Consider the following 26,090-nt stretch of genomic DNA (forward strand, 5'->3'; position numbering starts at 1 on the left):
TTGAATAGTGCCGAAAATCGGCGTATCAGACGGGTAAAATGATACCCAGAGGTAGATGTGCAGTTAACAAGTTTTACTGATTATGGCCTGCGGGCGTTGATCTACATGGCCTCGCTGCCACCGGACAAAATGACCAGCATCTCGGAAGTCACCGAGGTCTACGGCGTGTCCCGAAACCATATGGTAAAGATCATCAATCAGTTAAGCCGGGTTGGGTTTGTCACCGCAGTGCGCGGTAAGAACGGCGGCATCCGTTTAGGCAAACCGGCCGAAACCATTCGCCTCGGCGACGTGGTCAGGGCGCTGGAGCCGCTCTCACTGGTTAATTGCAGCAGTACGTTTTGCCACATAACCCCTGCCTGCCGCCTGAAGCAGGTGCTCCAACAGGGCGTACAGAATTTCCTTGAAGAGCTGGATAACCACACGTTGGCCGATATGGTCGAAGACAATCCATCGCTCTACAAGCTATTGCTTGTCGAATAAAGCGTCGCTGAGAAGACAAGGCTCAGCGGCACCCTGCTGATGACAACGGAGGAACCGCAATGTCACAAGATCCATTCCTGGAACGAGAAGCAGAAAAATATGAATCCCCCATTCCGAGCCGTGAATTTATTTTGGCCCATTTGGCGAAAAGAGAAACGCCGGCCAGCCGCGAAGAGCTGGCCAAAGAGCTGAATTTAACCGGCGAAGAACCCCTGGAAGCGTTACGCCGTCGCCTGCGGGCGATGGAACGTGATGGCCAATTAATCTTTACTCGCCGCCAGTGCTACGCGCTGCCGGAACGTCTGGACCTGCTGCGCGGCACCGTGATCGGCCACCGCGATGGCTTTGGCTTCCTGCGTATCGAAGGCAGCAAAGACGACCTGTATCTGTCAGCTGAACAGATGAAGATGGCGATCCACGGCGACGTGGTGTTGGCACAGGCCATGGCTGCCGATCGCAAGGGCCGCCGCGAAGCGCGTATCGTCCGTGTGCTGGTGCCGAAAACCAGTCAAATCGTCGGCCGCTTCTTCATGGACGCCGGTACCGGCTTCGTGGTGCCGGATGACAGCCGCCTGAGCTTCGATATCCTGATCCCGGCCGACGCCGTCAGCGGTGCGCGCATGGGCTTTATGGTGGTGGTTGAACTGACCCAGCGCCCAACCCGCCGTACCAAAGCGGTTGGCAAGATTGTCGAGATCCTCGGCGATAAAATGGGGACCAGCATGGCGGTAGATATCGCGCTGCGCACTCATGAAATCCCACATGTTTGGCCGCCGCAGGTGGAAAAACAGGTTGCCGACCTCAGTGAGCAGGTACCGGAATCCGCCAAAAAAGGCCGCGTTGATCTGCGTAAACTGCCTTTGGTAACGATTGATGGCGAAGATGCCCGCGATTTCGATGACGCAGTCTACTGCGAGAAAAAACGCGGCGGCGGTTGGCGCCTGTGGGTTGCCATTGCCGACGTCAGCTATTACGTGCGTCCGCGCACGGCACTGGATGACGAAGCCCGTAACCGTGGGACTTCAGTGTACTTCCCATCGCAGGTTATTCCGATGCTGCCGGAAGTGCTGTCTAACGGCCTGTGTTCGCTTAACCCGCAGGTAGACCGTCTGTGCATGGTGTGTGAGATGACCATCTCCGCCCAGGGGCGCCTGTCGACGGCCAAATTCTATGAAGCGGTCATGAGCTCTCACGCCCGCTTAACGTATAACAAGGTCTGGCATATTCTGCAGGGCGATCAGGAGCTGCGTGAGCATTATCACCCGCTGGTCAAACACCTGGAAGAATTGCATGCGATGTACAAGGTGCTGGATCAGGCGCGTGCTGAACGTGGCGGTATCGCTTTCGAAACCGAAGAAGCCAAGTTTATCTTTAACGCCGAACGTCGTATTGAGCGCGTCGAACCTACGGTGCGTAACGACGCTCACAAACTGATCGAAGAGTGCATGATTATGGCGAACGTCGCCGCTGCACGCTTTGTCGAGAAAAATAACGAACCGGCGCTGTTCCGCGTGCACGATCGCCCAAGTGACGATCACATCAGTGCGCTGCGCAGCGTGCTGGGCGAGTTGGGCCTTACGCTGGGCGGGGGCAACAAGCCGCAGCCGAAGGACTACGCCACACTGATGGATGAAGTGTCCGAACGTCCTGACCATGAAATGCTGCAAACCATGCTGCTGCGTTCGATGAAGCAGGCGGTTTACGATCCGGAAAACCGCGGCCACTTTGGTCTGGCGCTGGCTTCTTATGGCCACTTCACCTCACCGATCCGCCGTTATCCGGATCTGGCGATGCACCGTGCGATCAAGTACCAACTGGCCAAAGAGCACGGCGAACCGAAAGAGCGCTGGACGCCGACCGGTGGTTGGCACAGCGAATTCGAAGAAATGCTGCAGTTGGGCGAGCACTGTTCGATGGCTGAACGCCGCGCCGATGAAGCGACGCGCAACGTTGCCGACTGGCTGAAATGCGACTTTATGCAGGATCACGTCGGTGAAGTGTTCAGCGGCATCATTGCCAGCGTGACCGGCTTCGGTTTCTTCGTGCGCCTCAACGATCTGTTTATCGACGGCCTGGTGCACGTATCCTCGCTGGATAATGATTATTATCGCTACGATAATATCGGCCAGCGTCTGATTGGCGAATCCTCAGGCGTGGTTTATCGCCTGGGCGACACGGTAGAGATCCGTGTGGAAGCGGTGCATATGGATGAGCGTAAAATTGACTTCGCTCTGGTCTCCAGCACCCGCAAACCACGCGGTGAAGGCAAAACTGAACGCGATCGCGCCAAGAAAGGCGGTCAGCGCACCTTGCGTGATGGCGCAGGCGCAGGCCGCACCTCGTCACCGCGCAAACGCCGGGGCGGCAAACCGCCTGCCAATTTTGAGCCTGACAGCGCCTTCCGCAAGGATGAAGCCAAGCCCGCTGACAAGGTGAAGAAAGACAAAAAGGCGAAAGCCAAGAAAGTGTCCGACAAAACCCGGAAAATAGCGGCGGCGACCAAGGCCAAACGCGCCGGCAAGAAGAAAGGTGCTGAGCAGGCTTAACCTGCCACACGTCATTATCACCGGCAGGCGTTTGCCTGCCGCACAGTAAAAAGAGCATCATGAGCGAAATTATTTACGGTATTCATGCCGTCAAAGCCCTGTTAGACAACGATCCGCAACGCTTCCTGGAAGTGTTTATCCTCAAAGGCCGCGACGATCGTCGGCTACAGCCGTTGATTGCCGAGCTGGAAGCGACCGGCATTGTTATCCAGGTGGCGAACCGCCAGTGGCTGGATGAGAAGGTCGAGGGTGCGGTGCATCAGGGGATCATTGCCCGGGTGCGCGAAGGACGCCAGTATCAGGAAAATGACCTGCCGGCGCTGCTGGAAAGCGTGGATACCCCGTTCCTGCTGGTGCTGGACGGCGTGACCGACCCGCATAACCTTGGTGCCTGCTTGCGCAGCGCCGACGCGGCCGGTGTGCACGCGGTGATTGTCCCGCGCGATCGTTCTGCCCAGTTGAACGCTACGGCCAAGAAAGTGGCCTGTGGCGCGGCGGAGAATGTGCCGTTGATTCGCGTCACCAACCTGGCGCGCACCCTGCGATTGTTGCAGGAGATGAACGTCTGGATCGTGGGCACTGCGGGCGAAGCCGACCACACGCTGTTCCAGAGCAAAATGACCGGCCCGATGGCGCTGGTGATGGGGGCGGAAGGCGAAGGTATGCGTCGTCTGACTCGCGAGCACTGCGACGAGCTGATCAGCATTCCGATGGCCGGTACGGTTTCTTCACTGAACGTTTCGGTGGCGACCGGTATCTGCCTGTTTGAAGCGGTGCGTCAACGCAGTTGATTTATCCGTAAGGGCGCAGCTTTTGCGCCCTTAATTCCTTTCTCGATGCCTACCCTGTGATCTCGCCAGCGGCAGAATTCCCCCTGACGACCATAATTACTCCTGACGCTTTTATCAGGGAGCAAGCCAATGGTCTGGAATACACACACCGTTTTTAATCAGCCGAAGCCGCTGGGCAACAGTAATCTGTTCCTGTCCGATACGCCATTGCATGAAGCCATTCAGCGTGAGCAGGCCGGTTGGGATGCGGACGTGCTGGCCTCGCTGGGCCAACAGTTGGGCACTCAGGAGTCGCTGGAGTTGGGGCGGCTGGCCAATGCCAATCCCCCGGAACTGCTGCGCTATGACGCCACCGGCCAGCGATTGGACGACGTCCGTTTTCATCCCGCCTGGCATATCCTGATGCAAGGGCTGATAGCCAACCGGGTGCATAACCTGCCGTGGCAGGAGGACGCCCGAATCGGCTCTTTTGTGGCGCGGGCGGCGCGTTTTGTATTACATGCGCAGGTCGAGGCCGGCACTTTGTGCCCGGTGACCATGACCTTTGGCGCAATTCCTTTGCTGCAGCGCTCGTTGCCTGCGGAGTTCCAATCCTGGCTAACGCCGCTACTGTCCGATCGTTACGACGCGCATTCATTGCCCGGCGGGCAAAAGCGCGGTTTGCTGATCGGCATGGGAATGACCGAAAAGCAGGGCGGTTCCGATGTGCTGAGTAATACCACCACCGCCAGCCCGCTGGGTGCACGCGGCCCAGGAGAAGCCTACCGTTTGGTCGGCCACAAGTGGTTTTTCTCGGTACCGCAGAGCGATGCGCACCTGGTGCTGGCGCAGACCGAAGGCGGGCTGTCCTGTTTCTTCCTGCCGCGAATTTTGCCTGACGGCACACGCAATGCCATAAGGTTGGAACGGCTGAAGGATAAGTTGGGCAACAGGTCCAACGCCAGCAGCGAAGTAGAATTCCAGGATGCCAGCGCCTGGCTGGTGGGCGAGGAAGGGGATGGCGTACGACATATCCTGAAAATGGGGGGGCTGACGCGTTTTGACTGCGCACTGGGTAGCCACGGGCTGATGCGGCGCGGACTGTCGGTGGCGTTGTACCATGCTCTGCAGCGGCAGGCGTTTGGTAAGACGCTGATTGAACAACCGATGATGCGGCAGGTGCTGGCGCGAATGGCCCTGCGCCTGGAGGGGCAGACGGCGGCCCTGATGCGTCTGGCGCGTGCTTATGACAGCGCAGGTAGCACGCCCCTGGAGCAGGCGTTATGCCGAGTGATGACGCCTGCGGCGAAGTTTGAAGTCTGCCGGCAAGGCATTCCTTTTATTGGTGAAGCCATGGAGGCGCTGGGCGGTATCGGCTATTGCGAAGAGAGCGAACTGCCGAGGTTGTACCGTGAAATGCCGGTAAACAGCATCTGGGAAGGCTCCGGCAATATTATGTGTCTGGACGTCATGCGCGCCTGGGGCAAGCTGCCGGCGGTGCAGGAGGCGCTGGAGCAGGAACTCGGTGAAGTGAGAGGGCAGAACCGCCATTATGATCACCAATGGCGACGGTTGCTTCAACTGATGCGCAAACCTCAGGAAGAGCAAGGGCGTGCGGTGACCGGCGCCTTGTTTAATCTGTTCGCGGCGGCGCAGCTTCTGCGTTACAGTTCACCGCCGTTGGCGGAAGCCTGGTGTCAAATGATGCTTGATGCCCGTGGTGAGCGGACATTGCCGGAAAGGCTGTGCGAAACGCTGTTTACCCGCGCGATGGGCGGTTAGGGAAAACGGTGGCGCCGCAGCCGGAAAAGCTTTTTAATTCAGCTCTTGGCCCGTAAGGGATACTGACCTCTGACCAGGAAACATGACATGGATATTCTCAGCGCGTTGGCGGCATTCGCCTCTTATTTTTTCAGTGGCTTTGCCATGGTTCTGGTATTTTTGTTCGTTTATACCCGTATTACGCCGCATGACGAATGGGCGTTGATCAAGGCCGACAATCAGGCCGCCGCTTTTGGATTCGTCGGTGCCTGCCTAGGGTATGTCATCCCGCTGGCGAGTGCAGCGATCAACTCCGTCAGCTTGTTGGACTATCTGTTGTGGGGCGTGGTGGCGCTGGTGGTACAGCTGCTGCTGTTTGCTGCGGTGAAAATCTATATGCCACGAATTAGCGACAAGATTGAGTCCAATCATGTGGCGGCCGGGATTTTCCTCGGCGGCGTGTCGATCAGTGGCGGTGTGCTGAATGCGGCCTGCATGACCTACTAAAGGTAAAGTATTGCGGAGGCGCGCCAGCCTGGCTGATGCGCCTGTTCTTCCATTCGCAGGATGCGGTAATAGCTTGCCCCATGCTCATCCGCCTTTTGGGCGATCAATTGTTCTACGTCCTGAGGGGAGCCGGAGAGGTTGTTCAGGGTGATTTCCGCAATTTCGCTGAGTGGCGTAACGCGGTCTGCGGGGGCCAGTTCAGCGGACTGGGCGCTGGCGCTGAGTAACCCCATAGAAAGCAGGAGGGCGGTGAGTGCGGCGGAGCGTGTCATGGCGTTCCCCTTCGTCGGATCCTGGATTCACGGCCGCGGGCTGCGGCGCGCTGTTTGCCAGTGTGCTCTATCCAACTTCAGTCTGTGCAAAGCCAATGTAAATCTTATTAAAACTCCAGCAGTTACCGATACAGGATCGCCTGCGAATACCACTGGCCGGGAACCACGGTTTCGCTGTTCATGATGATCATGTAATAGCGCGCGCCGCTGGCATTGGCCTTCTGCTGAATTTCCGCTTCCACATCCATCGGGCTGCCGCGCACCAGGGCGCTGGTGGTGCCTATTTTTTCCAGGCTACCGGTTTGTGCACGGGTGATCTCCTGCGCCTGTCCGGTCGGCGGTGGGGGCGCTTTGGGCGTCGTGGTCATCATGCCACAGGCGCTAAGCAGCGTGACCAGCGTCAAGGAGAGCAGCAGGCGGGACATTTTCATAGATACCTCAAGAAAGCGGATAGCGTGATTTGAGTGTAACCCATTATAAATTGGAACAGATTGAGCTAATGCTTTTTAGCGCAAGTTTGCCATTATGAAGGCAATGGCGATGCAGAGGGAAAATGAATGATTGAAATTTATGACGAGCGAGCAGGAGATATTGCGGTCATCCATGCCGTGCCGCAGGGGCAGTATCATCAGCCGTTGCCGACGGTATTTTTCTACCATGGTTATACCTCGTCGAAAGAAGTCTACGCCTACTTTGCCTACGCGTTAGCCAGGGTGGGATTTCGCGTGGTGCTGCCGGATGCCGATTTGCACGGCGAGCGTTTTGACGGCGATGAACAAAAGCGGTTGTCCCGCTTTTGGGAGATCCTGCGCAGCAATATCGATGAGTTACCGGCGTTGAAGACGGACTTTGAACGGCGCGGGCTGATTGCCGAAGGGCGCATCGGCGTCGCGGGCGCGTCCATGGGGGGGATGACGACGTTGGGAGGCTTTGCTCGTTATCCGTGGGTGAAAGCTGCGGCGAGCCTGATGGGAGCCGGTTATTACAGTTCCCTGGCGCAGACGCTGTTCCCACCGCTGGATGAGCAGGGTAAACCCTTAACGGCGAGCGGTTTTGATGCGCGCATTGCCGCGCTTGCGGATTATGGCCTGGAACGCCAGTTGGAAAAGATTGCCGATCGTCCGCTGCTGTTATGGCACGGCGAAGCGGACGATGTGGTCCCGGCGGCTGAAAGTCGACGCCTGGCAACCGAGCTTCGCCAGAGTGGTTGGGACCGGCAACTGACATTTTTGACTGAACCGGACGTTAAGCACCGCATCACGCCGTTAGCGCTTGACGCAACGGCCGAGTTCTTCGTGAAAACCTTATAAAAAAAGCCCCCTGCGGGCAGGGGGCTGACGACATTTTCACATTTTAATTTGCCGCTTTTGGGCGCGGCTTGCTTCCCTGGCACTGCATGCAGGCTTAACGATACAGTTCCGCGCTGACGTGAATGGTGCTGTTGTTTTCCGGTTCGTGCAGCGCAATGATCCGGTAGGCGGTCGCGCCGCGCTGATCGGCTATTTTGCTCACCTGGCTGCTGGCGTCATCCGGCGATACCACATTCTGGTTCAACGTGATGAATCCCACGCTCTGGCGTTGGTCAGCCTGATGCGAGGTGATTTCGGTAGCGGCCATGACGTTGGCGGAAAACAGTAAAGCAATGGCGGTGGCGATGGTAATGCGTTTCATAAGTGCCTCTCTTAACTGTTTGCTTCAACGGCCTGACAGCAGGTGCCAGTGCAGCAAAAAGTTATTTGTCTGTATTGAATAACCTCAAATCTTTTTCGTCGCGCTGTCTGCGGCGGATAACAACAATTTTAGACCTTCCGGCAGGATTAAAAAGGGGGGCTTTTTGATGTCATTATTCAAAAAAAATGAATTAATTTTGCGCATCAGTGATGATTTCATTGAAAGATTTTTTGAACTGATGGATCTGTGTACATAGGTTGTACAGATAGCAAATCGTGCTATTTACGCATCAGGCCCGCATTACCGATAATAAATACCCTTCTGTCCTTGAGTTTCCTAGCCTGCGCAAGTATGATTACGCGTCATTTTTTCAGCCGCACACACATACACGTTCCTTGCTTCCATGGGCCGCGGTTGACCCTGACAGGAGGCTGAATAATCCGTAAGGAGCAATTCGATGCGTCATTACGAAATCGTTTTTATGGTCCATCCTGACCAAAGCGAACAGGTTCCGGGCATGATCGAGCGTTACAGTGCTACCATCACTAACGCTGCTGGTCAGATTCACCGTCTGGAAGACTGGGGCCGCCGTCAACTGGCTTACCCGATCAACAAACTGCACAAAGCTCACTACGTTCTGCTGAACGTTGAAGCTCCGCAGGAAGCGATCGATGAGCTGGAAACTAACTTCCGCTTCAACGACGCCGTTATCCGTAGCATGGTTATGCGCGTTAAGCACGCGGTAACTGAAGCATCTCCGATGGTTAAAGCGAAAGACGAACGTCGTGGCGATCGCCGCGAAGACTTCGCTAACGAAACCGCAGATGATGCAGATGCTGGGGATTCTGAAGAGTAATTGCCGCCGTGACATCTAATCGTCTGGTTTTGTCGGGCACTGTGTGCAAGGCGCCGGTTCGAAAAGTGAGTCCTTCCGGGATCCCCCACTGCCAATTTGTGCTAGAGCACCGTTCGCAGCAAATGGAAGCCGGATTTAGCAGGCAAGCATGGTGCCGAATGCCCGTGGTTGTCAGCGGACAACAGTCACAAGCACTAACTCAAAGATTAACGGTCGGCAGTCAGATAACCGTGCAAGGCTTCGTAAGCTGCCATCAAGGGCGCAACGGGCTGAACAAACTGGTTCTGCATGCCGAGCAGATTGAATTGATAGATTCTGGAGACTAGCCTAATGGCACGTTATTTCCGTCGTCGCAAGTTCTGCCGTTTCACCGCGGAAGGCGTTCAAGAGATTGACTATAAAGACATCGCTACGCTGAAAAACTACATCACTGAAAGTGGTAAAATTGTCCCGAGCCGTATTACCGGTACTCGTGCAAAATATCAGCGCCAGCTGGCCCGTGCTATCAAGCGCGCGCGCTACCTGTCTTTGTTGCCGTACACTGATCGTCATCAGTAATCGGCCACTGTCCATTAACGACTTTGAGAGGATAAGGTAATGCAAGTTATTCTGCTTGATAAAGTAGCAAACCTGGGCAGCCTGGGTGATCAAGTTAACGTTAAAGCGGGCTACGCCCGTAACTTCCTGGTACCACAGGGCAAAGCTGTTCCTGCTACCAAGAAAAACGTAGAGTTCTTCGAAGCACGCCGTGCTGAACTGGAAGCCAAACTGGCTGACGTTCTGGCTGCTGCTGAAGCTCGCGCAACCAAGATCAACGAACTGGGTTCAGTCACCATCGCGTCTAAATCAGGCGACGAAGGTAAACTGTTCGGCTCTATCGGCACCCGCGACATCGCTGACGCAGTTACTGCGGCAGGCGTTGAAGTTGCCAAGAGCGAAGTTCGTCTGCCGAACGGCGTTCTGCGTACCACTGGTGAACACGAAGTTCACTTCCAGGTACACAGCGACGTGTTCGCACAGCTGAATGTAGTTGTGGTTGCAGAAGCTTAATCGCTCCTGCCAGCCAAGTTAAAACGCCAGCCTCGTGCTGGCGTTTTGCTTTTCTGCGTCCGGTAAAACGCGCTACCCTGCTATCACAGCTTGAATGAGGAGCAGCGGAAATGGCGGAGATTATCTTGCAGCGCGTTTACGATTTTACCGGCCCTGCACCGGAGTACTGTTATCTGATCGATCGCTTGTGGCCGCGAGGCATCAGCAAGGAACGATTGCAGGGCGTGCAGTGGTTAAAGCAGGTCGCGCCGGATAACGCGCTGCGGCAGTGGTTTCATCAACATCTTGACCAGTGGGACGAGTTCGAAAGCCACTATCGCTTGCAACTGGCTCAAAACGACGCCTGGCAGCCATTGGTGGCTTTACTAACACAGGGGCAACCCTTGACCTTACTTTATGGCAGTAAAGACACACAGCACAACCATGGCATCGTGCTGCGCGACTTTCTGTTAAGGCAGTTAGCGGATTAACGCTCGCGGCGATAGCCGCCGTCGGCCTGGCGGCGGAATAACACCTGACTGTTGTCAGCGGTGGTGACAGATAGCGCGGTGATCACGCCGTTGGTATCACGTTCGATACGCACTTCCTGGCCGGCCTTCATGTTGCTGAGCGGCTTATCGTTACCTTCCACCTGCGCCATGGCGAAAACTTCGTTCACCGGCAGGTTGTTGTCACGGAAAAGCTGCGCCAGCGTCTGGCCCGGTTGGATCTGGTAGCGTTGCCAGTTGCCCGCCGGTTCCGGCTCTACAGCGTGCTGCTGCTGAGTGCCGTTTTGCAATTCGGCCTGCAAGGGAACGCTGTTTTCCTGCTGGGTGACAGGGAATGGCTGTTTTTCCGATGAATACGGCCACAGCAGTGCCAGCAGCAGGATGATGCCGAAAATCAGGGTCCAGCGACGATGAAAATAAGGCAGTGGCTCCATCCAACCGAAGCCGTCCGGCAGGTGCCAGATCTTCAGCAGTAACGCTTTGATGTTTTGCCCCTTACCGCTTTCCGGTGGTTGTTCTGATTCCGGGTCTTCTACCGACGCTGGCGCGGAGCCGGGCTTCAGGCGCTGACTGAAGTTCAGCCAGGTACGCAACAACGGCTGGTAGATACGGGTGGTCTTCCTTCTCCTGGGCGAGATTCTGCCCATGGTAACCTCTCTTCAACGGCGTAAAATTATCACGGTACAAAAGGGTGTACCGCCGACCCGATGCCCTGTTTTCAGTATAGTCCGCTAACTGATTGAAGTGAAAGGCAGCAGCAAACCTATACCTGTTGCGGCAGGCGATTCGCCTGGGCGCGCGGGAGCGGGTGTTAACTGAGGGTTATTGTTTCTTTTTCTACGACAAAAGTCATCATTCTCCACACAAGATTTTACCCGGCATTGCGGCGCTGTTATGCTGCGCTTTCGACTTTTTACAGACTAAAGGAAAACCCCATGACAACCCCTTCTTTTGACAGCGTTGAAGCGCAGGCGAGCTACGGGATTGGTTTACAGGTCGGCCAGCAGCTGCAAGAGTCCGGTCTGGAAGGTTTACAACCGGAAGCTTTGCTGGCAGGTTTGCGTGACGCGCTGGAAGGGAATGCCCCGGCGGTTCCGGTAGACGTGGTGCACCGTGCGCTGCGCGAAATCCACGAACGTGCGGATGCCGTGCGTCGTGAGCGTCAACAGGCGATGGCCGTTGAAGGCCAGAAATTCCTGGAAGACAACGCCAAACGCGACGAAGTTACGCTGACCGAATCCGGTCTGCAGTTCTCCGTGCTGGAGCAGGGCAACGGCCCAATCCCGTCCCGTCAGGATCGCGTGCGTGTGCATTACACTGGCCGTCTGATTAACGGCGACGTGTTCGACAGCTCCGTAGAGCGCGGTCAACCGGCAGAATTCCCGGTTAGCGGCGTGATCCCTGGCTGGATTGAAGCGCTGACCCTGATGCCGGTCGGTTCCAAATGGCAGCTGTATATTCCACACGATCTGGCCTACGGCGAGCGTGGTGCCGGCGCATCCATCCCGCCATTCAGCGCGCTGGTGTTCGACGTCGAACTGCTGGAAATTCTGTAATTCTCTAACAGATTTCTCTGGGCGCCTTGATGGCGCCCTTGTTTTATGCGCCGTTCAGCGCGCGGGGGAACAACAGGTTGTTCTCCAGATTGATGTGTTCCATCAGGTCATCAATAAACTCGTCGATACCACCATACAGCGCCTGCCAGGTATTGCAGGCACCTTCCGGTGGCGTCACGTTGTGGGTGAGGAACTTCACCACTTCCAGCTGTTCGCCCGCTTCGTCATGCTCATGTTCCATTACCGAGATCGGCCCAGCCGCCTGCCGGCCCATACCCTGCTTGATCATCGGGAACAGGATCTGTTCCTCTTTCATCATGTGATTTTCCAGATCCAGCCGGATCAGGTTCAGCTGTTTCGCCAGACCGCGTGGACAGGTGGCTTTGTCGGCATGAACCCGTTCGACTTTTTCCGCCATCAGTACCAGCTCGGCCAGCTGCTCGCGGTGCCGCTGATGGAAGCGTGGCAGAATATAATCAATCAGTTCACCGAGCGGTGCAGTACGCCAGTCATGGCTTGCTGCCGGTCTGGCGGCGAGGGCGGCCAATTCGCTTTCAAGCTGCTCGAGATCCAGTCCTTTACGCTCGGCCGCGCGTTGCAGCGTTTGTTTTCCGCCACAGCAGAAATCCAAATCGTTCAGGCGGAACAGGCGTGATGCCCGGGGAATAGCGATGGCGAGAGCGCCGAGGGATTGATTACGGTAATCCATGAGAGTGCCTCTTTAAATGAAAAATCTATAACATGCATTTTAAATGCAATTTAAAGGGCGCGCCAGCGAGAAAAAGGAGTAGATGGCCGGGGGGAACGCTGTACCTCCCGGCCTGCAGCTTATTTGCTACTTAAATCAATCTTATAAACTGCGAACCCGATGTTATCCGTGCCTTCGGATTTCATTGGATACTGGGCATGTGCCTTGATAAATGCTGTCGCTTTCTCGCTTGGCGAGGTTTCAAAGCGAATATCCAGCGGTTGCGGGCTGCTGAAGGTCGCCAGGCGCCAATTGTTATCCACCTGTGGCCGGACTGCGCCATGCTGCTTGGTTTCAGCGCTGATATAGGCCGCCAACACTGAACGGTTCTCGTCCGGCGAAGCGAAGGCAATATGCTGATCGCCAGTGCCGGCGAACTTGCCACCGTAAGCGCGATAGTTATTGGTCGCCACCAGGAAGGTGGCTTTAGGATCAATTGGCTTGCCTTTGAACGTCAGCTGCTTGATACGTTCCGCCTTGTCGTTGATCAACTGGCATTCGCCGTCGTAACGCGCAGGTTGGCTGACGTCGATTTGGTAATTTACCCCATCAATCACGTCGAAGTTATAGGTGCGGAAGCCATCCCAGTTGATCAGGCCCTGCGGTTGGCTGCTGTTGACGTCGATTTGATTGAACTGCCCGGCGGAGCACTCCAGCCACTCCTTCACCTCTTTGCCACTGGCTTTTACTACCACCAGGGTGTTGGGGTAGAGGTAGAGATCCGAAGCGTTACGGAAGGTGAGCTGGCCTTTTTCCACTTCGACGAAGCTGGCCGGATCGTTTTTGCGGCCGCCGACCTTGAACGGCGCTGCCGCTGACAGCACCGGCAAATCGGCCAGATCCGGGTCGCCCTGAATGTAGTGTTCCACATAGGCTTTCTGCGCGTTATTTACGATTTGTACCGTTGGGTCATCCTGCACCAGCGCCAGGTAGCTGTACATGTTGTCATCAGCTTTGCCGACCGGCTTACTGACAAAATCGCGCGTGCCCTTATGATCTTCCGCCAGGACTTTCACCAGCTTGGTGTCTTCTGCCGCCAGCGATTTCTTGTTCTCTTTGTCGTAGATTGGCCGTGCTTCCGCTTTGGCGGAAGCTACTTTCCAACTGCCAGAGTCGTTGTTCAACTGCAGATCGACAACGCCGAGGTGGTCGCCCCACTGGCCGGGCATGACCGCAGGTATGCCGTTCAGCGTGCCTTGGGCAATGTCAGCGCCTTTGATATTGGCGAAGTCTTTGCTCGGGAATACGGCGTGAGCATGGCCGAACATGATGGCGTCAATGCCCGGAACCTGGCTAAGGTAGTACACCGAATTCTCTGCCATCGCCTTGTACGGCTCGCTGGACAGGCCGGAGTGCGGGATCGCCACGATCAGATCGGCCCCCTGTTTACGCATTTCCGGCACGTAGCGTTTGGCGGTTTCGGTGATGTCGTTGACCTTAACCTTGCCTTGCAGATTGGCCTTATCCCACACCAGAATTTGCGGTGGCACAAAACCGATATAGCCGATGCGTAAACTATGTTCCTTGCCGTCACGGTCTTTTACCGGCGTATCGACGATAATGTAAGGAGTGAACAGCGGTTTCTGCGTTTTAGCGTCGATCACGTTAGCATTGATATACGGGAACTTGGCACCGCTGATGGCGGTTTTCAGGTAATCGAGGCCGTAGTTGAATTCGTGGTTGCCGATATTGCCGACCACATAATTCAGGGTGTTCATGGCCTTATAGACAGGATGAATATCGCCGGGCTTCAGGCCCTTGGCCGCCATATAGTCACCGAGCGGGCTGCCCTGAATGATGTCGCCGTTATCCACCAGTACGCTATTGGTGGCCTGCTGGCGAGCCTGTTCAATCAGGCTGGCGGTGCGCACCAGACCGAACTTGTCGGTCGGTTTATCCTTGTAGTAATCGAAGTCCATCATGTTGCTGTGCAGGTCGGTGGTTTCCAGCACGCGCAGATCGACCGTTGCCGCCTGCGCTGAGGCGCAAACCAGCACAGCGAGGACAGACAACGTCAGCGGACGCTTCATCATTTTTGGCTTTCTCCATTCTATTTTTCGAGTTTTATCGCAGAGGGGCATGTAATTAACATTGGTTGTCTCACCAAACTGTGAAGTGTGGCAGAAAATCGGCCAAGGTATCGGAGGAAATGTCACAGTTGTGACGGCAAAGACTCGAGTCATTACCGAAGGTTAAATCGTTATGATGGATATTCGATGCAAAAAAAACTAGGCTGCTAGCAATGAGAAAGGGGAAATGGCCCACGGAACTGTCTATCTGAGGTGAATGATGTTAGAAAAAATTTGCCAACTGTCCCGCGAGGCGGGCGCGGCCATCATGGCGGTGTACAACGGTGAACAACCGCTTGATGTTACACAAAAAAAAGATGACTCCCCGGTGACGGCGGCCGATCTGGCGGCGCACCACATTATCCAGCGCGGCCTGGCGGCGTTAACGCCGGACATCCCCTTGCTGTCGGAAGAAGATCCACCGACCTGGGAAGTGCGGCAGAATTGGACGCGCTACTGGCTGGTCGATCCGCTGGACGGCACCAAAGAGTTCCTGAATCGCAACGGTGAGTTCACGGTAAATATCGCGTTGATTGAAGACGGGCAGGCGGTAATGGGGGTGGTTTACGCCCCGGCGATCGACGTGCTGTATCTGGCCGAGCGCGGTAAAGCCTGGAAAGAAGAAAAGGGCCACCGGCAGGAGATTGGCGTCAGCAATGCCCATCCGCCATTGGTGGTGGTCAGCCGTTCGCACAGCGACGAAGAGCTGAAGGACTACCTGAAACAGCTGGGCGAACACCAGACCGTTTCCGTCGGTTCTTCGCTGAAATTCTGCCTGGTGGCGGAAGGTAAAGCGCAGCTCTACCCGCGCTTTGGGCCCACCAATATCTGGGATACCGCCGCCGGTCATGCCGTGGCCGTGGCAGCCGGGGCACAGATCCACGACTGGCAGGGCAGACCTCTGCTCTATACGCCGCGTGAATCCTTCCTAAACCCCGGCTTCAGGGTTTCGCTGTTCTAAATCAGTTCGCCAGCAGCTGGTGCAGTTGGGTCATGACCTGCTGCACCTCTTCTGGCGTCAGGGCGCCGTCTTTGGCGAACTGGATCCTGCCTTGCTTATCCAACACCACAATGGCCGACCCTTTCGGCTGCAAATCCCAGGCCTTGCGCACGTTGCCGTTGCTGTCGACCACAAACTGCGACCAGGGGAACTCTTTCTTGCTGTCTTCAATGCTGTTGCGAACAAACACCGCGGTGCCGAGTATCGCGTCGTCGGTATTCACTATTGTCGTCGTTTGGTAACGATCGTGCGGTAGTTTAGCTTTCTTAATCGCTTCGATCAGCGGATCGTTCATCGCCTTGGCGGAGCTACGGCCGGCAATATGCTGTATGACTCGCACTTTCCCACTGAGTTGCGCGCTATTCCAGTTTTGATAGCTAAACTTATCATTAGCGTAATTCAACTCTCCCTTATCGCTGACGCCGACCGGCGCGACGCGTTGCTGGAGTTGGAAGTTGTGCGCAGAGGCTAAAAAGGGGGCAAGCAGTAGGGAAACAATAAGCAGGTGACTTTTTTTCATGCCTTCTCCTTGGAAGGGGAACGGTGCCGACAGCACCCGACAGCCTAAAGCATAGGTGGTGATCGGAGGTCTGTCCTGTTAGCTGGATCGCAGTTTCCTCTTCTGGCCGGTAATACCTGTATTTTGAAGGGATATACTGAAAAAGTTATATATTATCATATACAATTCTGTCAAAAAGTGTAAATCCAGTGAAGATATCCGTGCAGAAGTGAACATTATCGTCTTTACTAGGTCTACTACATGGCAATCAAGTTGCGTTCTTACTTTAGAGGCTGCCACCTTGGCGGCTCGCTGAGCGCATGGACCAAACGGAGGAGAGTAATAGAATGAGAATCTTCCAGCGTTATAATCCGTTGAAAGTGGCGAAGTACGTAAAAACCCTGTTTCGTGGCCGGCTGTATATCAAAGATGTAGGCGCGTTCGAATTCGACGAAGGGAAAATCCTGTTACCGAAAATTCGTGACCGGCGCCACTTCAGCGTGATGTCAGAGGTAAACCGTCAGGTGTTGTTACTGCAAACTGAGATGGGTTGATGCGCGGTTAGTATCCTGCTACTGAAGTACCCTGCAAAAGCTCCAATAATTGCGGCCCCGATGGGGCCGCTGACGTTTCTACAGTCCGGATCAGGCAGGGGCGTTGTCTTCTGGCGCCTTCGGCAGTACCGCCGCCGGTTTGTCGCTCAGTTTGGTTACCAACAACTGGTCAATCTTGTAGCTGTCGATGTCCACCACTTCAAACTTGTAGCCGGCGTATTTCACGAAGTCGGTGCGTTTTGGGATCTTGCGCAGCATGTACATCATAAAGCCGCCGATGGTTTCGTAGTTGCCCGCCTGCGGGAACTCATCAATGTGCAGAACGCGCATCACATCGTCGATTGGCGTACCACCCTCAATCAGCCATGAGCTTTCATCGCGTGCGACGATCTGCTCTTCCTGGCCTTGACCGACCAGATCGCCCATCAGGGTAGTCATTACGTCATTCAACGTGATGATGCCCACGACCAGTGCATATTCATTGAGAATAACGGCAAAGTCTTCGCCGGCCGTCTTAAAGCTTTCCAGCGCTTCGGACAGCGTCAGGGTATCCGGTACGATCAGCGCAGCGCGGATTTGCACACCGCTGCTCAGCACCAGGCTTTGATTGCCCAGCACGCGGTTCAGCAAGTCTTTGGAGTCAACGTAGCCGACCACCTGATCGATATTGCCGTCGCATACCAGGAACTTGGAGTGCGGATGGGTCGAGACTTTCTCGATAATGCTTTCTTCGGTTTCACGCAGATCGAAGTAAACCACGCTTTCGCGCGAGGTCATCGACGAAGGTACGGTGCGTGACTCCAGTTCGAACACGTTTTCGATCAGCTCATGTTCCTGCTTGCGCAGCACGCCAGCCAGGGCACCGGCTTCCACTACCGCATAGATGTCGTCGGAAGTGATGTCGTCCTTGCGCACCATCGGCAGTTTGAACAGGCGGAAGATCAGGTTTGCCATGCCGTTGAAGAACCACACCAGCGGCCGGAAGATCATGATCGAGAAACGCATCGGGTTGATGATCCGGACGGCGACCGTCTCTGGTGCAATCATACCGATGCGCTTCGGGGTCAAATCTGCGAACAGGATGAACAGGCTGGTCACCAGGACGAACGAGCAGATAAAGCTGACTTGCTCCGCCATCTCCGGGGACAAAAAGCGATCGAACAACACCTGGAAGCTAGGGGAGAAGGCAGCATCGCCGACGATACCACCGAGAATGGCTACGGCGTTCAGGCCAATCTGCACCACGGTAAAGAACAGCCCCGGGGTTTCTTGTAGTTTAAGGACTTTGGCGGCATTGACGTTACCTTCGTCAGCCATCAGTTTCAGTTTAATCTTGCGTGACGCGGCCAGAGAAATTTCCGACAGTGAGAAAAACGCACTCACTGCGATCAGAAAAAGAATCAGTAAAATACTGTTTAACATAATCTATCCATACGTGCCGACGGGATGACGGCGCTCTTGAGGAAGGGTAGTACATTGTAAAAAAAGTAGTGATAACAACCAGAAAGGAGGCTATCAGGCCGCAGATGCGGCCCGCATAGTATAGCAGCAGCCCTACAGGGGCCGCCAGCGGTTAAAAAATTACCGCTGACCAAGGGTTTAGCCCTGGGGTGGCAAACAAACGCCGATGCCGCCCAGGCCGCAGTAGCCTTCAGGATTCTTGTACAGATACTGCTGATGGTCATCCTCGGCATAGTAAAACGGCAGCGCCGGCACCACTTCGGTGGTGATGGTGCGTTGGTCACCCGCCTCGTTCATGGCCTGCTGGAAACGCTTCAGACTGCTTTCGGCTGCGGTCTGCTGTTCCGGCGTCAGCGTATAAATTGCTGAGCGATACTGAGTGCCGACGTCGCCACCCTGACGCATGCCCTGCGCCGGATCGTGGTTCTCCCAGAACACCTGCAGCAGCTGCTTATAGCTGATGATTTTCGGATCGAATACCACCCGCACCACTTCAGTATGACCGGTCTGGCCGCTGCACACTTCGCGGTAGGTTGGGTTTGGCGTAAAACCGCCGCTGTAGCCTGCCGCCGTGCTGTATACGCCCTGCTGCTGCCAGAACAGGCGCTCCACACCCCAGAAGCATCCCATGGCGAAGATAGCCACTTCCATGCCTTCCGGCACCTGGGTCATTGAATGGTGAGTGACCACGTTGAGCGTGGCAACCGGCATGGGCGTCGTGCGGCCAGGCAGCGCGTTCGCCTTGTCGACGGTTTGTGTTTTATCAAAAAATGGCACCACGGTTGACTCCTGTTGTCACAGTAAGAATTGACCTAAGACACGGCAGTTCGGTTGTATCTAACCGCAACTTTGCCCACAATAAGCTACATATTCAGATTATGAATCAGATTAACGCAGTATTTAGAGCGCCAAAAGCTAAGAATGCGCCAGTTTACTGCGGCAGTAAAATCGTAATATGTCGCGTCTGGAATAAGGCTGAAAGGGCTGCCGTCTTGATAGCGCGGAGTATGCCCTGGCACCAGAGTGCGTGTTATAACAGGAAAGTAAAATAAATTAAGGAGAACGCGTGCCACGATACCGTGCCCTGTGCTTTTTGTGTGCGCTGCTCGCGACGCCTGCGGCGTTTTCGGCGAATGTGCGGCTGCAGGTTGAAGGACTTAGCGGGGAACTGGAAAAAAACGTCCGGGTACGCCTGTCTTCCATCACTCCGGAAGAGGTCGGTACTGATGGCCGTTTCCGCGCACGCGTGGATGAAGCTGTTCGTCAGGGGCTGAGAGCGCTTGGCTATTATCAGCCTACCATCGAATTTACGTTGGACGATCGCCCAGGGCTGGCGCGGCCAGTGCTGCACGCCAAGGTCAATCCGGGTGAACCGGTGCGCATTGCCGGGGCCAATATCGCGCTGGAAGGCGGTGCGAAAACCGATGAAGACTATCTGTCGTTGGTCAAAAAAGGCAAACCGACGATAGGTGAGATCCTTAATCACGGTAAATACGACAGTTTTAAAGGTTCACTGACCGGCCTGGCGCTGCGCAAAGGCTATTTCGATGCCGATATGACCAAAAGCCAGCTCGGCGTGGCGGAGGATCTGCATAAGGCCTATTGGGACATCGACTTCGACAGCGGGCAGCGTTACCGCTTCGGCCAGGTGAAGTTTACCGGTTCGCAAATTCGTGAAGACTATCTGCAAAATCTGGTGCCCTTTCATCAGGGGGATTATTACACTTCGGAAGACCTGGCCGAACTGAACCGCCGTTTGTCCGCCACTAACTGGTTTAACTCGGTGGTGGTCTCCCCTGATTTCAAAGATGCCAAAGAGAACAAGATTTTGCCGCTAGATGCGTTGGTGTCACCACGCACTCGCAACACCATCGAAACCGGTGTCGGTTACTCCACCGACGTTGGCCCCCGCGTTAAAGGCACCTGGAAGAAGCCCTGGCTTAACGATCGCGGCCACAGTCTGGAAACCAGCGCCAGTATTTCGGCCCCCGAGCAGCAGCTCGATCTGACCTATAAGATCCCGTTGCTGAAGAATCCGCTGGAGCAGTATTACCTGCTGCAGGGCGGGCTCAAGAACGTCGATCTCAACGATACCAAGTCCGTAACCTCCAAAGTGGTGGCCTCGCGTAACTGGGATCTCTCCAGCGGCTGGCAGCGGGCTATTAACCTGACCTGGCGCTGGGATAACTTTACCCAGGGTAACGTCAGCAATACCACCATGCTGCTTTACCCTGGCGTCAGCCTCAACCGTACCCGCTCGCGCGGAGGTCTGATGCCGACCTGGGGCGATAGCCAACGCTACTCCATCGACGTTTCCGACACCACCTGGGGATCAGGCGTGGACTTCGCGCTGATGCAGGCGCAGAACGTCTGGATCCGCACCCTGGCCGATAAGCACCGGTTCGTGGCGCGCGGGCAGGTGGGGTGGATCGAAACGAACGACTTCGACAAAGTGCCGCCAGACCTGCGATTCTTTGCCGGTGGCGATCGCAGCATCCGTGGCTATAAGTACAAAGACATTTCCCCCCGCAACGATGACGGCAAGTTGACCGGTGCCTCCAAAATGCTGACTGGCTCGCTGGAATATCAATACAACGTGACCGGTAAATGGTGGGGGGCGATGTTCGTCGATTCCGGTGAAGCGGTGAACGATATCAAGCAGAGCAACTTCAAAACTGGCGCCGGTGTAGGTGTACGCTGGCAGTCGCCGGTAGGGCCAGTGAAGCTGGATATCGCCGCGCCCGTGGGGGACAAGGACACCCACGGGATGCAGTTCTACATCGGTTTGGGGCCTGAACTATGAGCCTGATAAAAAAGATTTGCTTTGGTTTCCTGATTGTCTTGCTGTTGCTGGTCGGGGCGGTGGCGTACTTGCTCGGTACCACCAGTGGTTTGCATATGACCCTCAACGCTGCCGCTCGATGGGTGCCGGGGTTGGATATTGCCAGCGTGAGCGGTGGCTGGCGTGATCTGACGCTAAAAGGCGTGAAGTATCAGATGCCGGGCGTCACGGTGAATGCCGGACAATTCCATCTGTCACTCGATCTGGCCTGCTTTAAAAACAGTTCGCTGTGCGTCAATGCGCTGACCGCGCAGGACGTCGACGTGGTGGTGAAAACCAAAGAAATGACGCCGTCTGCGCCGGTGGAAGAGACCAGCGAGCCGACCACTAATCTGAGCACGCCGTACCCTATTACCTTGCGTATGCTGACGCTGAATAACGTTAAGGTCAGCGTAGACGACACGGCAATCTCTCTTGGTGAATTCCGTACCGGAGCGCAGTGGCAAGAGCGTGCGTTGACCTTGCTGCCTACCAAAATCAGCGGCCTGTTGATTGCACTGCCGAAAACCCCGCAGAACCCGTTGCCGGAGGCGATACAGCCGGCTGTCGAGGTCGCGAAAAAAGTGGGTGAACAGGTCGACAAGGCGGCGAAACCGGCACCGGTGCCGGAAGAGAAGCCACTGGGCGAAACGTTGAAAGAGCTGTTCGCCAAGCCGCTGCTGCCGGATCTGCCGGAAATCCGCCTGCCGTTGGACATCACGGTTAAGGAGATCAGCGGGGAACAATTGCGCTTGACCGGTGATACCGAGGTGTTGATTACCAGCCTGTTGCTGCAGGCCAGCACCCAGGATCAGCATATCAAGCTGGACAATTTCGATGTGAAATCCCCGCAGGGCACGTTGTCTGCGCAGGGGCAGGCGACGCTGACCGGCAGTTGGCCGGTGGAAATGGTGGCTAACAGCACGCTGAATATCGAGCCGCTGAAAGGGGAAAAGGTCAAACTGAACGTCGGCGGTGGGCTGCGCGAAGAACTTAAAGTGGCGCTGAACCTCTCCGGACCGGTCGGTGCGCAGCTTGATGTACAGACCCAATTGGCCGAAGTGGGTTTACCGCTGGCACTGACGCTGCAAAGCAAACAGCTGAAATGGCCGCTGAGCGGCGAAGCTCAGTATCAGGTCAACGATTTCCGCCTGCGTTTCAATGGCAAGGCGACTGATTATGCCTTGTCGACCCGGGCCAATATCAAGGGGCAGGATCTCCCGCCGGCGGTGCTGACGCTGGACGGTAAAGGTAACGTCGAACAGTTCAAACTGGATCGCCTGCGTTTGGCGGCCTTGCAGGGCAATACCGATCTGACGGCGCTGGTGGACTGGAGCAAGGCCATCAGTTGGAATTCACAGCTGACGCTGAGCGGCATCAATACCGCCAAGCAGTGGCCGGAATGGCCGGCGAAGTTGGACGGTAAAATCACTACGCGTGGCAGCCTGCACGGCGGCAGTTGGCAATTGCAGGTGCCGGTGCTGCAGCTCGATGGTAACGTGAAGCAAAACAAAGTCACTGCACGTGGCACGCTTAGCGGCAATGCTGCCGGTCAGTGGAAAATCCCGGGCATCGATCTGACGCTGGGACGCAACCAACTGAACGTTAAGGGCCAACTGGACGAGAAAAGCTGGAACCTGGATGCGAATATTGACGCGCCACGTCTGGACGGCGCTCTGCCAGGGCTGGGCGGTACGGCGAAAGGCTTGCTGAAACTGCGGGGCAACCTGCAAGCGCCTCAGTTGCTGGCCGACCTGACCGCTTCCGGCCTGCAGTGGCAGGCGCTGCGCATCAACCGGGTGAAGATTGACGGCGACGTGCGTTCCAGCGATCAGATCCAGGGTCAGTTGGCGGTACGCGTTGAGCAACTTAAGCAGGATGCGCTGGATATCAGCCTGTTGACATTGGATGCCAAAGGCAGTGAGAAGCAGCATCAGCTGCAATTGAAAATTGACGGCAAGCCGGTATCCGGTCAGTTGGCGCTGCAGGGCAGTTTCGATCGCCAACAGCAGCGCTGGCGCGGCAATCTGAACAATACCCGTTTCGATACCCCGGTGGGCGAATGGCGCTTAACTCGCGCCATTGCGCTGGATTACCTGAATACCGCGCAGAAAATCAGCGTTGGGCCGCACTGTTGGCAGAACCCGAACGCCGAACTGTGCGTACCCAAGACCATCGAAGCAGGCCCGAGTGGCCAGGCCAGCGTGGTGTTGAACCGCTTTGATCTGGCGATGATAAAACCTTTCCTCGGTCCGGAGACCGCTTTGAGCGGCGTGTTCACCGGGCGGGCGGACGTAAGCTGGAAACCGGGCGGTGCGCTGCCGGACGCAAAAGTTTCCCTGGTGGGTAACGGCGTGAAGGTGGTTCAGCAAGTGCAGGGCAACGCGTTGCCGATCGCCTTTGATCGGCTGAACCTTAATGCCGGCCTGTCCAACGGTCGTGCGCAGGCCGACTGGTTGATCAAGTTGACCAATAATGGCCAATTTGACGGTAACGTACAGGTTGCCGATCCGCAGGTACGACGCATTATCAGCGGCAACGTCAATATCACCAATATCTCGCTGGCGATGATCAATCCGGCGTTGATGAAGGGGGAGAAGGCCGCGGGCATGCTGAATGCCAATCTGCGCCTGGGGGGCAGTGCGCAGAAGCCTCTGGTTTATGGCCGGATGGCGTTGGATAAGGTTGATATAGATGGTCACTGGATGCCGTTTGATATGACGGACGGCCGCCTGGTGATGAACTTTGACGGCATGACCTCGACCATGGAAGGGCTGGTCAGCACCACGCGCGGACAGCTTAACCTGTCGGGCGATGCTGACTGGCGCGACATCAACGCCTGGCGCGCACGTATCGCCGCCAAGGGCGATAAGCTGCGGGTGACGGTGCCGCCGATGATCCGCATCGACGTTTCACCCGATCTGGTGTTTGAAGCCACGCCGCAGCTGTTCTCGCTCAATGGTTCGGTCGATATTCCGTGGGCGCGCATTACGGTGCAGGAGTTGCCGGAAAGTGCGGTGGGCGTCTCTTCCGACGAAGTGATGCTGGACGACCAACTGAAACCGATACAGCCGAAAACCGCAGGGATCCCGATCAACAGCAACCTGATGATCCACGTGGGTAACGATGTGCGGCTGGATGCCTTTGGCTTAAAAGCCCGCTTGAAGGGCGATCTGAAAGTAGTGCAGGACAAGAATGGCCTGGGCCTGAACGGCCAGATTGACATCCCTTCCGGTCGCTTCCATGCTTATGGTCAGGATTTGATCGTCCGCAAGGGCCAACTGATGTTCTCAGGGCCGCCGGATCAGCCGCTGCTTAATATTGAAGCCATCCGTAATCCTGAATCGACCGAAGACGACGTCACCGCTGGGGTACGCGTTACCGGGTTGGCGGATGCACCCAAGCTGGAAGTGTTCTCGGATCCGGCCAAATCTCAGCAGGAAGCGCTGTCTTATCTGCTGCGCGGGCAGGGATTGGGCAGTTCCGGCGCCGATGGTAACGCAATGACCTCAATGTTAATTGGGATGGGGGTTGCACAAAGTGGTCAACTTGTGGGTAAAATCGGCGAGGCGTTTGGCGTAAGCAATTTGGCCCTGGATACTCAGGGTGTCGGCGACAGTTCCCAGGTTGTCGTGAGCGGTTATGTTCTCCCAGGCTTACAAGTAAAATATGGGGTGGGTATTTTCGACTCGCTGGCTACGTTGACGTTGCGTTACCGCCTGATGCCTAAATTGTATCTGGAAGCGGTGTCTGGTCTCGACCAGGCATTAGATTTGCTCTATCAGTTTGAGTTTTAGCGATGCGAATAATTGTCTACGGCAGTTTACGACGCAAACAGGGAAACAGCCATTGGATGACCAACGCCCAATGGCTCGGCGAGCATGAGCTCGAAGGCTATCAGATTTATAATCTGGGCCATTACCCGGCGGCGATCCCTGGAGAGGGCACGGTACATTGTGAAGTGTACCGCATCAACTCATCGATTTTGGCTGAGCTGGACGAACTGAAAAGCAACACCAAGGACTATAAGCGCGAGCTGATTCAGACGCCTTATGGGAGTGCGTGGATCTACCTGTATAAACACAGTGTGGACGGTTACCCGCGAATTAACAGCGGCGACTGGCTGAAGCGTCTCGACGAAAAGTAAAAAAAAACACCGCTCACTGAGCGGTGTTTTTTTATCGGACGGCGGGCAAGAATTACTTCTTGGCGGCACGCTCGAAAGAAGCAACGATTTCAGCTTTGGCAGCGGCAGCATCTGCCCAGCCTTCCACTTTCACCCATTTGCCTTTTTCCAGATCTTTGTAGTGCTCGAAGAAGTGAGCGATCTGGGCGCGCAGCAGTTCCGGCAGGTCGTTCACGTCTTTGATGTGATCGTACTCTTTGGTCAGCTTGCTGTGAGGTACGGCAACCAGTTTCGCATCTTCGCCGGCTTCGTCGGACATCTTCAACACGCCAACCGGACGGCAGCGGATCACAGAACCAGGCTGCAGTGGGTATGGGGTTGGCACCAGCACGTCAACCGGGTCACCGTCCAGAGACAGGGTGTGGTTGATGTAACCGTAGTTGCACGGGTAGAACATCGCGGTGGACATGAAACGGTCAACGAACAGCGCACCGGTGTCCTTGTCGATTTCATATTTGATCGGATCGGCGTTTGCCGGGATTTCGATAACAACGTAGATGTCTTCCGGCAGGTCTTTGCCAGCAGGGACCAGGTTCAAGCTCATGTCGGTTTCCTTTAATCAAACCAGAAATGGAGTGGCGGCTATTATAGCGGACTCTTTTGCGATTTCCTGCCCTTTTCATCATCCCCGCCCCGGCGCAGAGCCATCCATCGAATTTCCAGATAAATCCTCCCACGGCGTTAAGTTTTCTCGAGGGTTGCCGATAACTTCATCAAATAATAATGAGTCGGCGAAGTCTGGCTCCGCGTTTTACCTCCTCTACGTAAGATCTCACTATTTCTGAAGCCGGG

At 55.7% G+C, this 26,090-nt stretch carries 27 protein-coding genes; 17 read left to right on the forward strand and 10 right to left on the reverse strand.

Features of this window, described 5'->3' with window-relative positions; all coding sequences use genetic code 11:
• Positions 1-57: 57 nt before the first annotated feature.
• From nsrR to NR114_RS17580, 5 genes are all read left to right on the forward strand, one after another.
• Positions 58-483: a nitric oxide-sensing transcriptional repressor NsrR gene (gene nsrR, locus NR114_RS17560; RefSeq protein ID WP_020824911.1), complete on the forward strand. Its 426-nt coding sequence runs from the start codon at positions 58-60 to the stop codon at positions 481-483.
• Positions 484-542: 59 nt separating this feature from the next.
• Positions 543-3,029 carry a ribonuclease R gene (rnr, locus tag NR114_RS17565; RefSeq protein ID WP_020824912.1) on the forward strand — a complete coding sequence of 829 codons (2,487 nt, stop codon included), beginning with the start codon at positions 543-545 and terminating at the stop codon, positions 3,027-3,029.
• Positions 3,030-3,088: 59 nt separating this feature from the next.
• Positions 3,089-3,820, forward strand: coding sequence for a 23S rRNA (guanosine(2251)-2'-O)-methyltransferase RlmB (gene rlmB / locus NR114_RS17570; protein ID WP_020824913.1), 732 nt, complete (start codon positions 3,089-3,091; stop codon positions 3,818-3,820).
• Between the two features lie 129 nt (positions 3,821-3,949).
• A complete protein-coding gene (locus tag NR114_RS17575) occupies positions 3,950-5,581 on the forward strand; it encodes an isovaleryl-CoA dehydrogenase (RefSeq protein ID WP_149573652.1) in 1,632 nt (543 codons plus the stop codon).
• Positions 5,582-5,668: 87 nt separating this feature from the next.
• A complete protein-coding gene (locus tag NR114_RS17580) occupies positions 5,669-6,067 on the forward strand; it encodes a DUF350 domain-containing protein (RefSeq protein ID WP_020824915.1) in 399 nt (132 codons plus the stop codon).
• Here NR114_RS17580 and NR114_RS17585 read toward each other — a convergent pair.
• The gene (locus NR114_RS17585) at positions 6,064-6,339 is read right to left on the reverse strand and encodes a DUF1471 domain-containing protein (RefSeq protein WP_020824916.1); all 276 of its coding nucleotides are present in this window, start codon (positions 6,337-6,339) and stop codon (positions 6,064-6,066) included. The two genes, NR114_RS17580 and NR114_RS17585, sit on opposite strands and share 4 nt — an antisense overlap.
• Positions 6,340-6,461: 122 nt before the next feature.
• Positions 6,462-6,770, reverse strand: coding sequence for a biofilm peroxide resistance protein BsmA (gene bsmA / locus NR114_RS17590; protein WP_020824917.1), 309 nt, complete (start codon positions 6,768-6,770; stop codon positions 6,462-6,464).
• A 126-nt stretch (positions 6,771-6,896) separates the two neighbouring features.
• Between bsmA and yjfP the strand changes: the two genes are divergently transcribed.
• Positions 6,897-7,649, forward strand: a complete 753-nt coding sequence (yjfP, locus tag NR114_RS17595) for an esterase (RefSeq protein WP_115060327.1) — start codon at positions 6,897-6,899, stop codon at positions 7,647-7,649.
• Between the two features lie 94 nt (positions 7,650-7,743).
• Here the strand turns inward: yjfP and NR114_RS17600 are convergent, their stop codons facing one another.
• Positions 7,744-8,010 carry a DUF1471 domain-containing protein gene (locus tag NR114_RS17600; RefSeq protein WP_044553943.1) on the reverse strand — a complete coding sequence of 89 codons (267 nt, stop codon included), beginning with the start codon at positions 8,008-8,010 and terminating at the stop codon, positions 7,744-7,746.
• 457 nt (positions 8,011-8,467) lie between these two features.
• Here NR114_RS17600 and rpsF point away from each other — a divergent pair, with 457 nt between their 5' ends.
• The 5 genes from rpsF to NR114_RS17625 all read left to right on the forward strand — a co-directional run bounded on the left by rpsF (position 8,468) and on the right by NR114_RS17625 (position 10,386).
• Positions 8,468-8,866, forward strand: a complete 399-nt coding sequence (gene rpsF / locus NR114_RS17605) for a 30S ribosomal protein S6 (RefSeq protein WP_006317459.1) — start codon at positions 8,468-8,470, stop codon at positions 8,864-8,866.
• A gap of 8 nt (positions 8,867-8,874) precedes the next feature.
• Positions 8,875-9,192 carry a primosomal replication protein N gene (gene priB, locus NR114_RS17610; protein ID WP_006317460.1) on the forward strand — a complete coding sequence of 106 codons (318 nt, stop codon included), beginning with the start codon at positions 8,875-8,877 and terminating at the stop codon, positions 9,190-9,192.
• A 4-nt stretch (positions 9,193-9,196) separates the two neighbouring features.
• Positions 9,197-9,424 (forward strand): 30S ribosomal protein S18, encoded by a 228-nt coding sequence (gene rpsR / locus NR114_RS17615; protein WP_000135199.1) that lies wholly within the window; start codon positions 9,197-9,199, stop codon positions 9,422-9,424.
• Between the two features lie 39 nt (positions 9,425-9,463).
• A complete protein-coding gene (rplI, locus tag NR114_RS17620) occupies positions 9,464-9,916 on the forward strand; it encodes a 50S ribosomal protein L9 (RefSeq protein WP_004933629.1) in 453 nt (150 codons plus the stop codon).
• Positions 9,917-10,026: 110 nt separating this feature from the next.
• Positions 10,027-10,386, forward strand: coding sequence for a DUF488 domain-containing protein (locus NR114_RS17625; protein ID WP_234530189.1), 360 nt, complete (start codon positions 10,027-10,029; stop codon positions 10,384-10,386).
• Here NR114_RS17625 and NR114_RS17630 read toward each other — a convergent pair.
• Positions 10,383-11,051 carry an OapA family protein gene (locus NR114_RS17630; protein ID WP_234530191.1) on the reverse strand — a complete coding sequence of 223 codons (669 nt, stop codon included), beginning with the start codon at positions 11,049-11,051 and terminating at the stop codon, positions 10,383-10,385. The genes NR114_RS17625 and NR114_RS17630 overlap by 4 nt on opposite strands.
• A gap of 288 nt (positions 11,052-11,339) precedes the next feature.
• Here NR114_RS17630 and fklB point away from each other — a divergent pair, with 288 nt between their 5' ends.
• Positions 11,340-11,960 carry an FKBP-type peptidyl-prolyl cis-trans isomerase gene (fklB, locus tag NR114_RS17635; protein WP_020824922.1) on the forward strand — a complete coding sequence of 207 codons (621 nt, stop codon included), beginning with the start codon at positions 11,340-11,342 and terminating at the stop codon, positions 11,958-11,960.
• A 43-nt stretch (positions 11,961-12,003) separates the two neighbouring features.
• Here fklB and ytfE read toward each other — a convergent pair whose 3' ends face one another.
• Positions 12,004-12,669, reverse strand: a complete 666-nt coding sequence (gene ytfE, locus NR114_RS17640) for an iron-sulfur cluster repair protein YtfE (RefSeq protein ID WP_046374657.1) — start codon at positions 12,667-12,669, stop codon at positions 12,004-12,006.
• Between the two features lie 119 nt (positions 12,670-12,788).
• Positions 12,789-14,741 carry a bifunctional 2',3'-cyclic-nucleotide 2'-phosphodiesterase/3'-nucleotidase gene (locus NR114_RS17645; protein ID WP_176984132.1) on the reverse strand — a complete coding sequence of 651 codons (1,953 nt, stop codon included), beginning with the start codon at positions 14,739-14,741 and terminating at the stop codon, positions 12,789-12,791.
• A 256-nt stretch (positions 14,742-14,997) separates the two neighbouring features.
• On the opposite strand from NR114_RS17645, the gene cysQ reads away from it, so the two are divergent.
• On the forward strand, positions 14,998-15,738 hold the full coding sequence (cysQ, locus tag NR114_RS17650) for a 3'(2'),5'-bisphosphate nucleotidase CysQ (protein ID WP_041415176.1): 741 nt from the start codon (positions 14,998-15,000) through the stop codon (positions 15,736-15,738).
• A 1-nt stretch (position 15,739) separates the two neighbouring features.
• On the opposite strand, the gene NR114_RS17655 is transcribed toward cysQ, so the two are convergent.
• Positions 15,740-16,297, reverse strand: a complete 558-nt coding sequence (locus tag NR114_RS17655; RefSeq protein WP_020824926.1) for a YtfJ family protein — start codon at positions 16,295-16,297, stop codon at positions 15,740-15,742.
• 326 nt (positions 16,298-16,623) lie between these two features.
• On the opposite strand from NR114_RS17655, the gene NR114_RS17660 reads away from it, so the two are divergent.
• Positions 16,624-16,830: a DUF1107 domain-containing protein gene (locus NR114_RS17660; protein WP_012004917.1), complete on the forward strand. Its 207-nt coding sequence runs from the start codon at positions 16,624-16,626 to the stop codon at positions 16,828-16,830.
• A gap of 90 nt (positions 16,831-16,920) precedes the next feature.
• Here NR114_RS17660 and NR114_RS17665 read toward each other — a convergent pair whose 3' ends face one another.
• Positions 16,921-18,252, reverse strand: coding sequence for a hemolysin family protein (locus NR114_RS17665; protein ID WP_020824927.1), 1,332 nt, complete (start codon positions 18,250-18,252; stop codon positions 16,921-16,923).
• Between the two features lie 177 nt (positions 18,253-18,429).
• A complete protein-coding gene (gene msrA, locus NR114_RS17670; protein WP_020824928.1) occupies positions 18,430-19,071 on the reverse strand; it encodes a peptide-methionine (S)-S-oxide reductase MsrA in 642 nt (213 codons plus the stop codon).
• A 286-nt stretch (positions 19,072-19,357) separates the two neighbouring features.
• Here msrA and NR114_RS17675 point away from each other — a divergent pair, with 286 nt between their 5' ends.
• The 3 genes from NR114_RS17675 to NR114_RS17685 are packed head-to-tail and all read left to right on the forward strand — an operon-like array spanning position 19,358 to position 25,259.
• Positions 19,358-21,094 carry an autotransporter assembly complex family protein gene (locus tag NR114_RS17675; RefSeq protein ID WP_046374655.1) on the forward strand — a complete coding sequence of 579 codons (1,737 nt, stop codon included), beginning with the start codon at positions 19,358-19,360 and terminating at the stop codon, positions 21,092-21,094.
• On the forward strand, positions 21,091-24,909 hold the full coding sequence (locus NR114_RS17680; RefSeq protein WP_234530194.1) for a translocation/assembly module TamB domain-containing protein: 3,819 nt from the start codon (positions 21,091-21,093) through the stop codon (positions 24,907-24,909). Before NR114_RS17675 ends, NR114_RS17680 begins: the two co-directional genes overlap by 4 nt.
• Before the next feature lie 2 nt (positions 24,910-24,911).
• Complete coding sequence (locus tag NR114_RS17685; RefSeq protein WP_006317485.1) at positions 24,912-25,259, forward strand: gamma-glutamylcyclotransferase; 348 nt, start codon at positions 24,912-24,914, stop codon at positions 25,257-25,259.
• Positions 25,260-25,311: 52 nt separating this feature from the next.
• Here NR114_RS17685 and ppa read toward each other — a convergent pair whose 3' ends face one another.
• Complete coding sequence (gene ppa / locus NR114_RS17690; protein ID WP_004952787.1) at positions 25,312-25,842, reverse strand: inorganic diphosphatase; 531 nt, start codon at positions 25,840-25,842, stop codon at positions 25,312-25,314.
• Between the last annotated feature and the right edge of the window lie 248 nt (positions 25,843-26,090).

Source organism: Serratia sp. Ser99, assembly GCF_024519545.1.
Taxonomy (GTDB): Bacteria; Pseudomonadota; Gammaproteobacteria; order Enterobacterales; family Enterobacteriaceae; genus Serratia; species Serratia liquefaciens.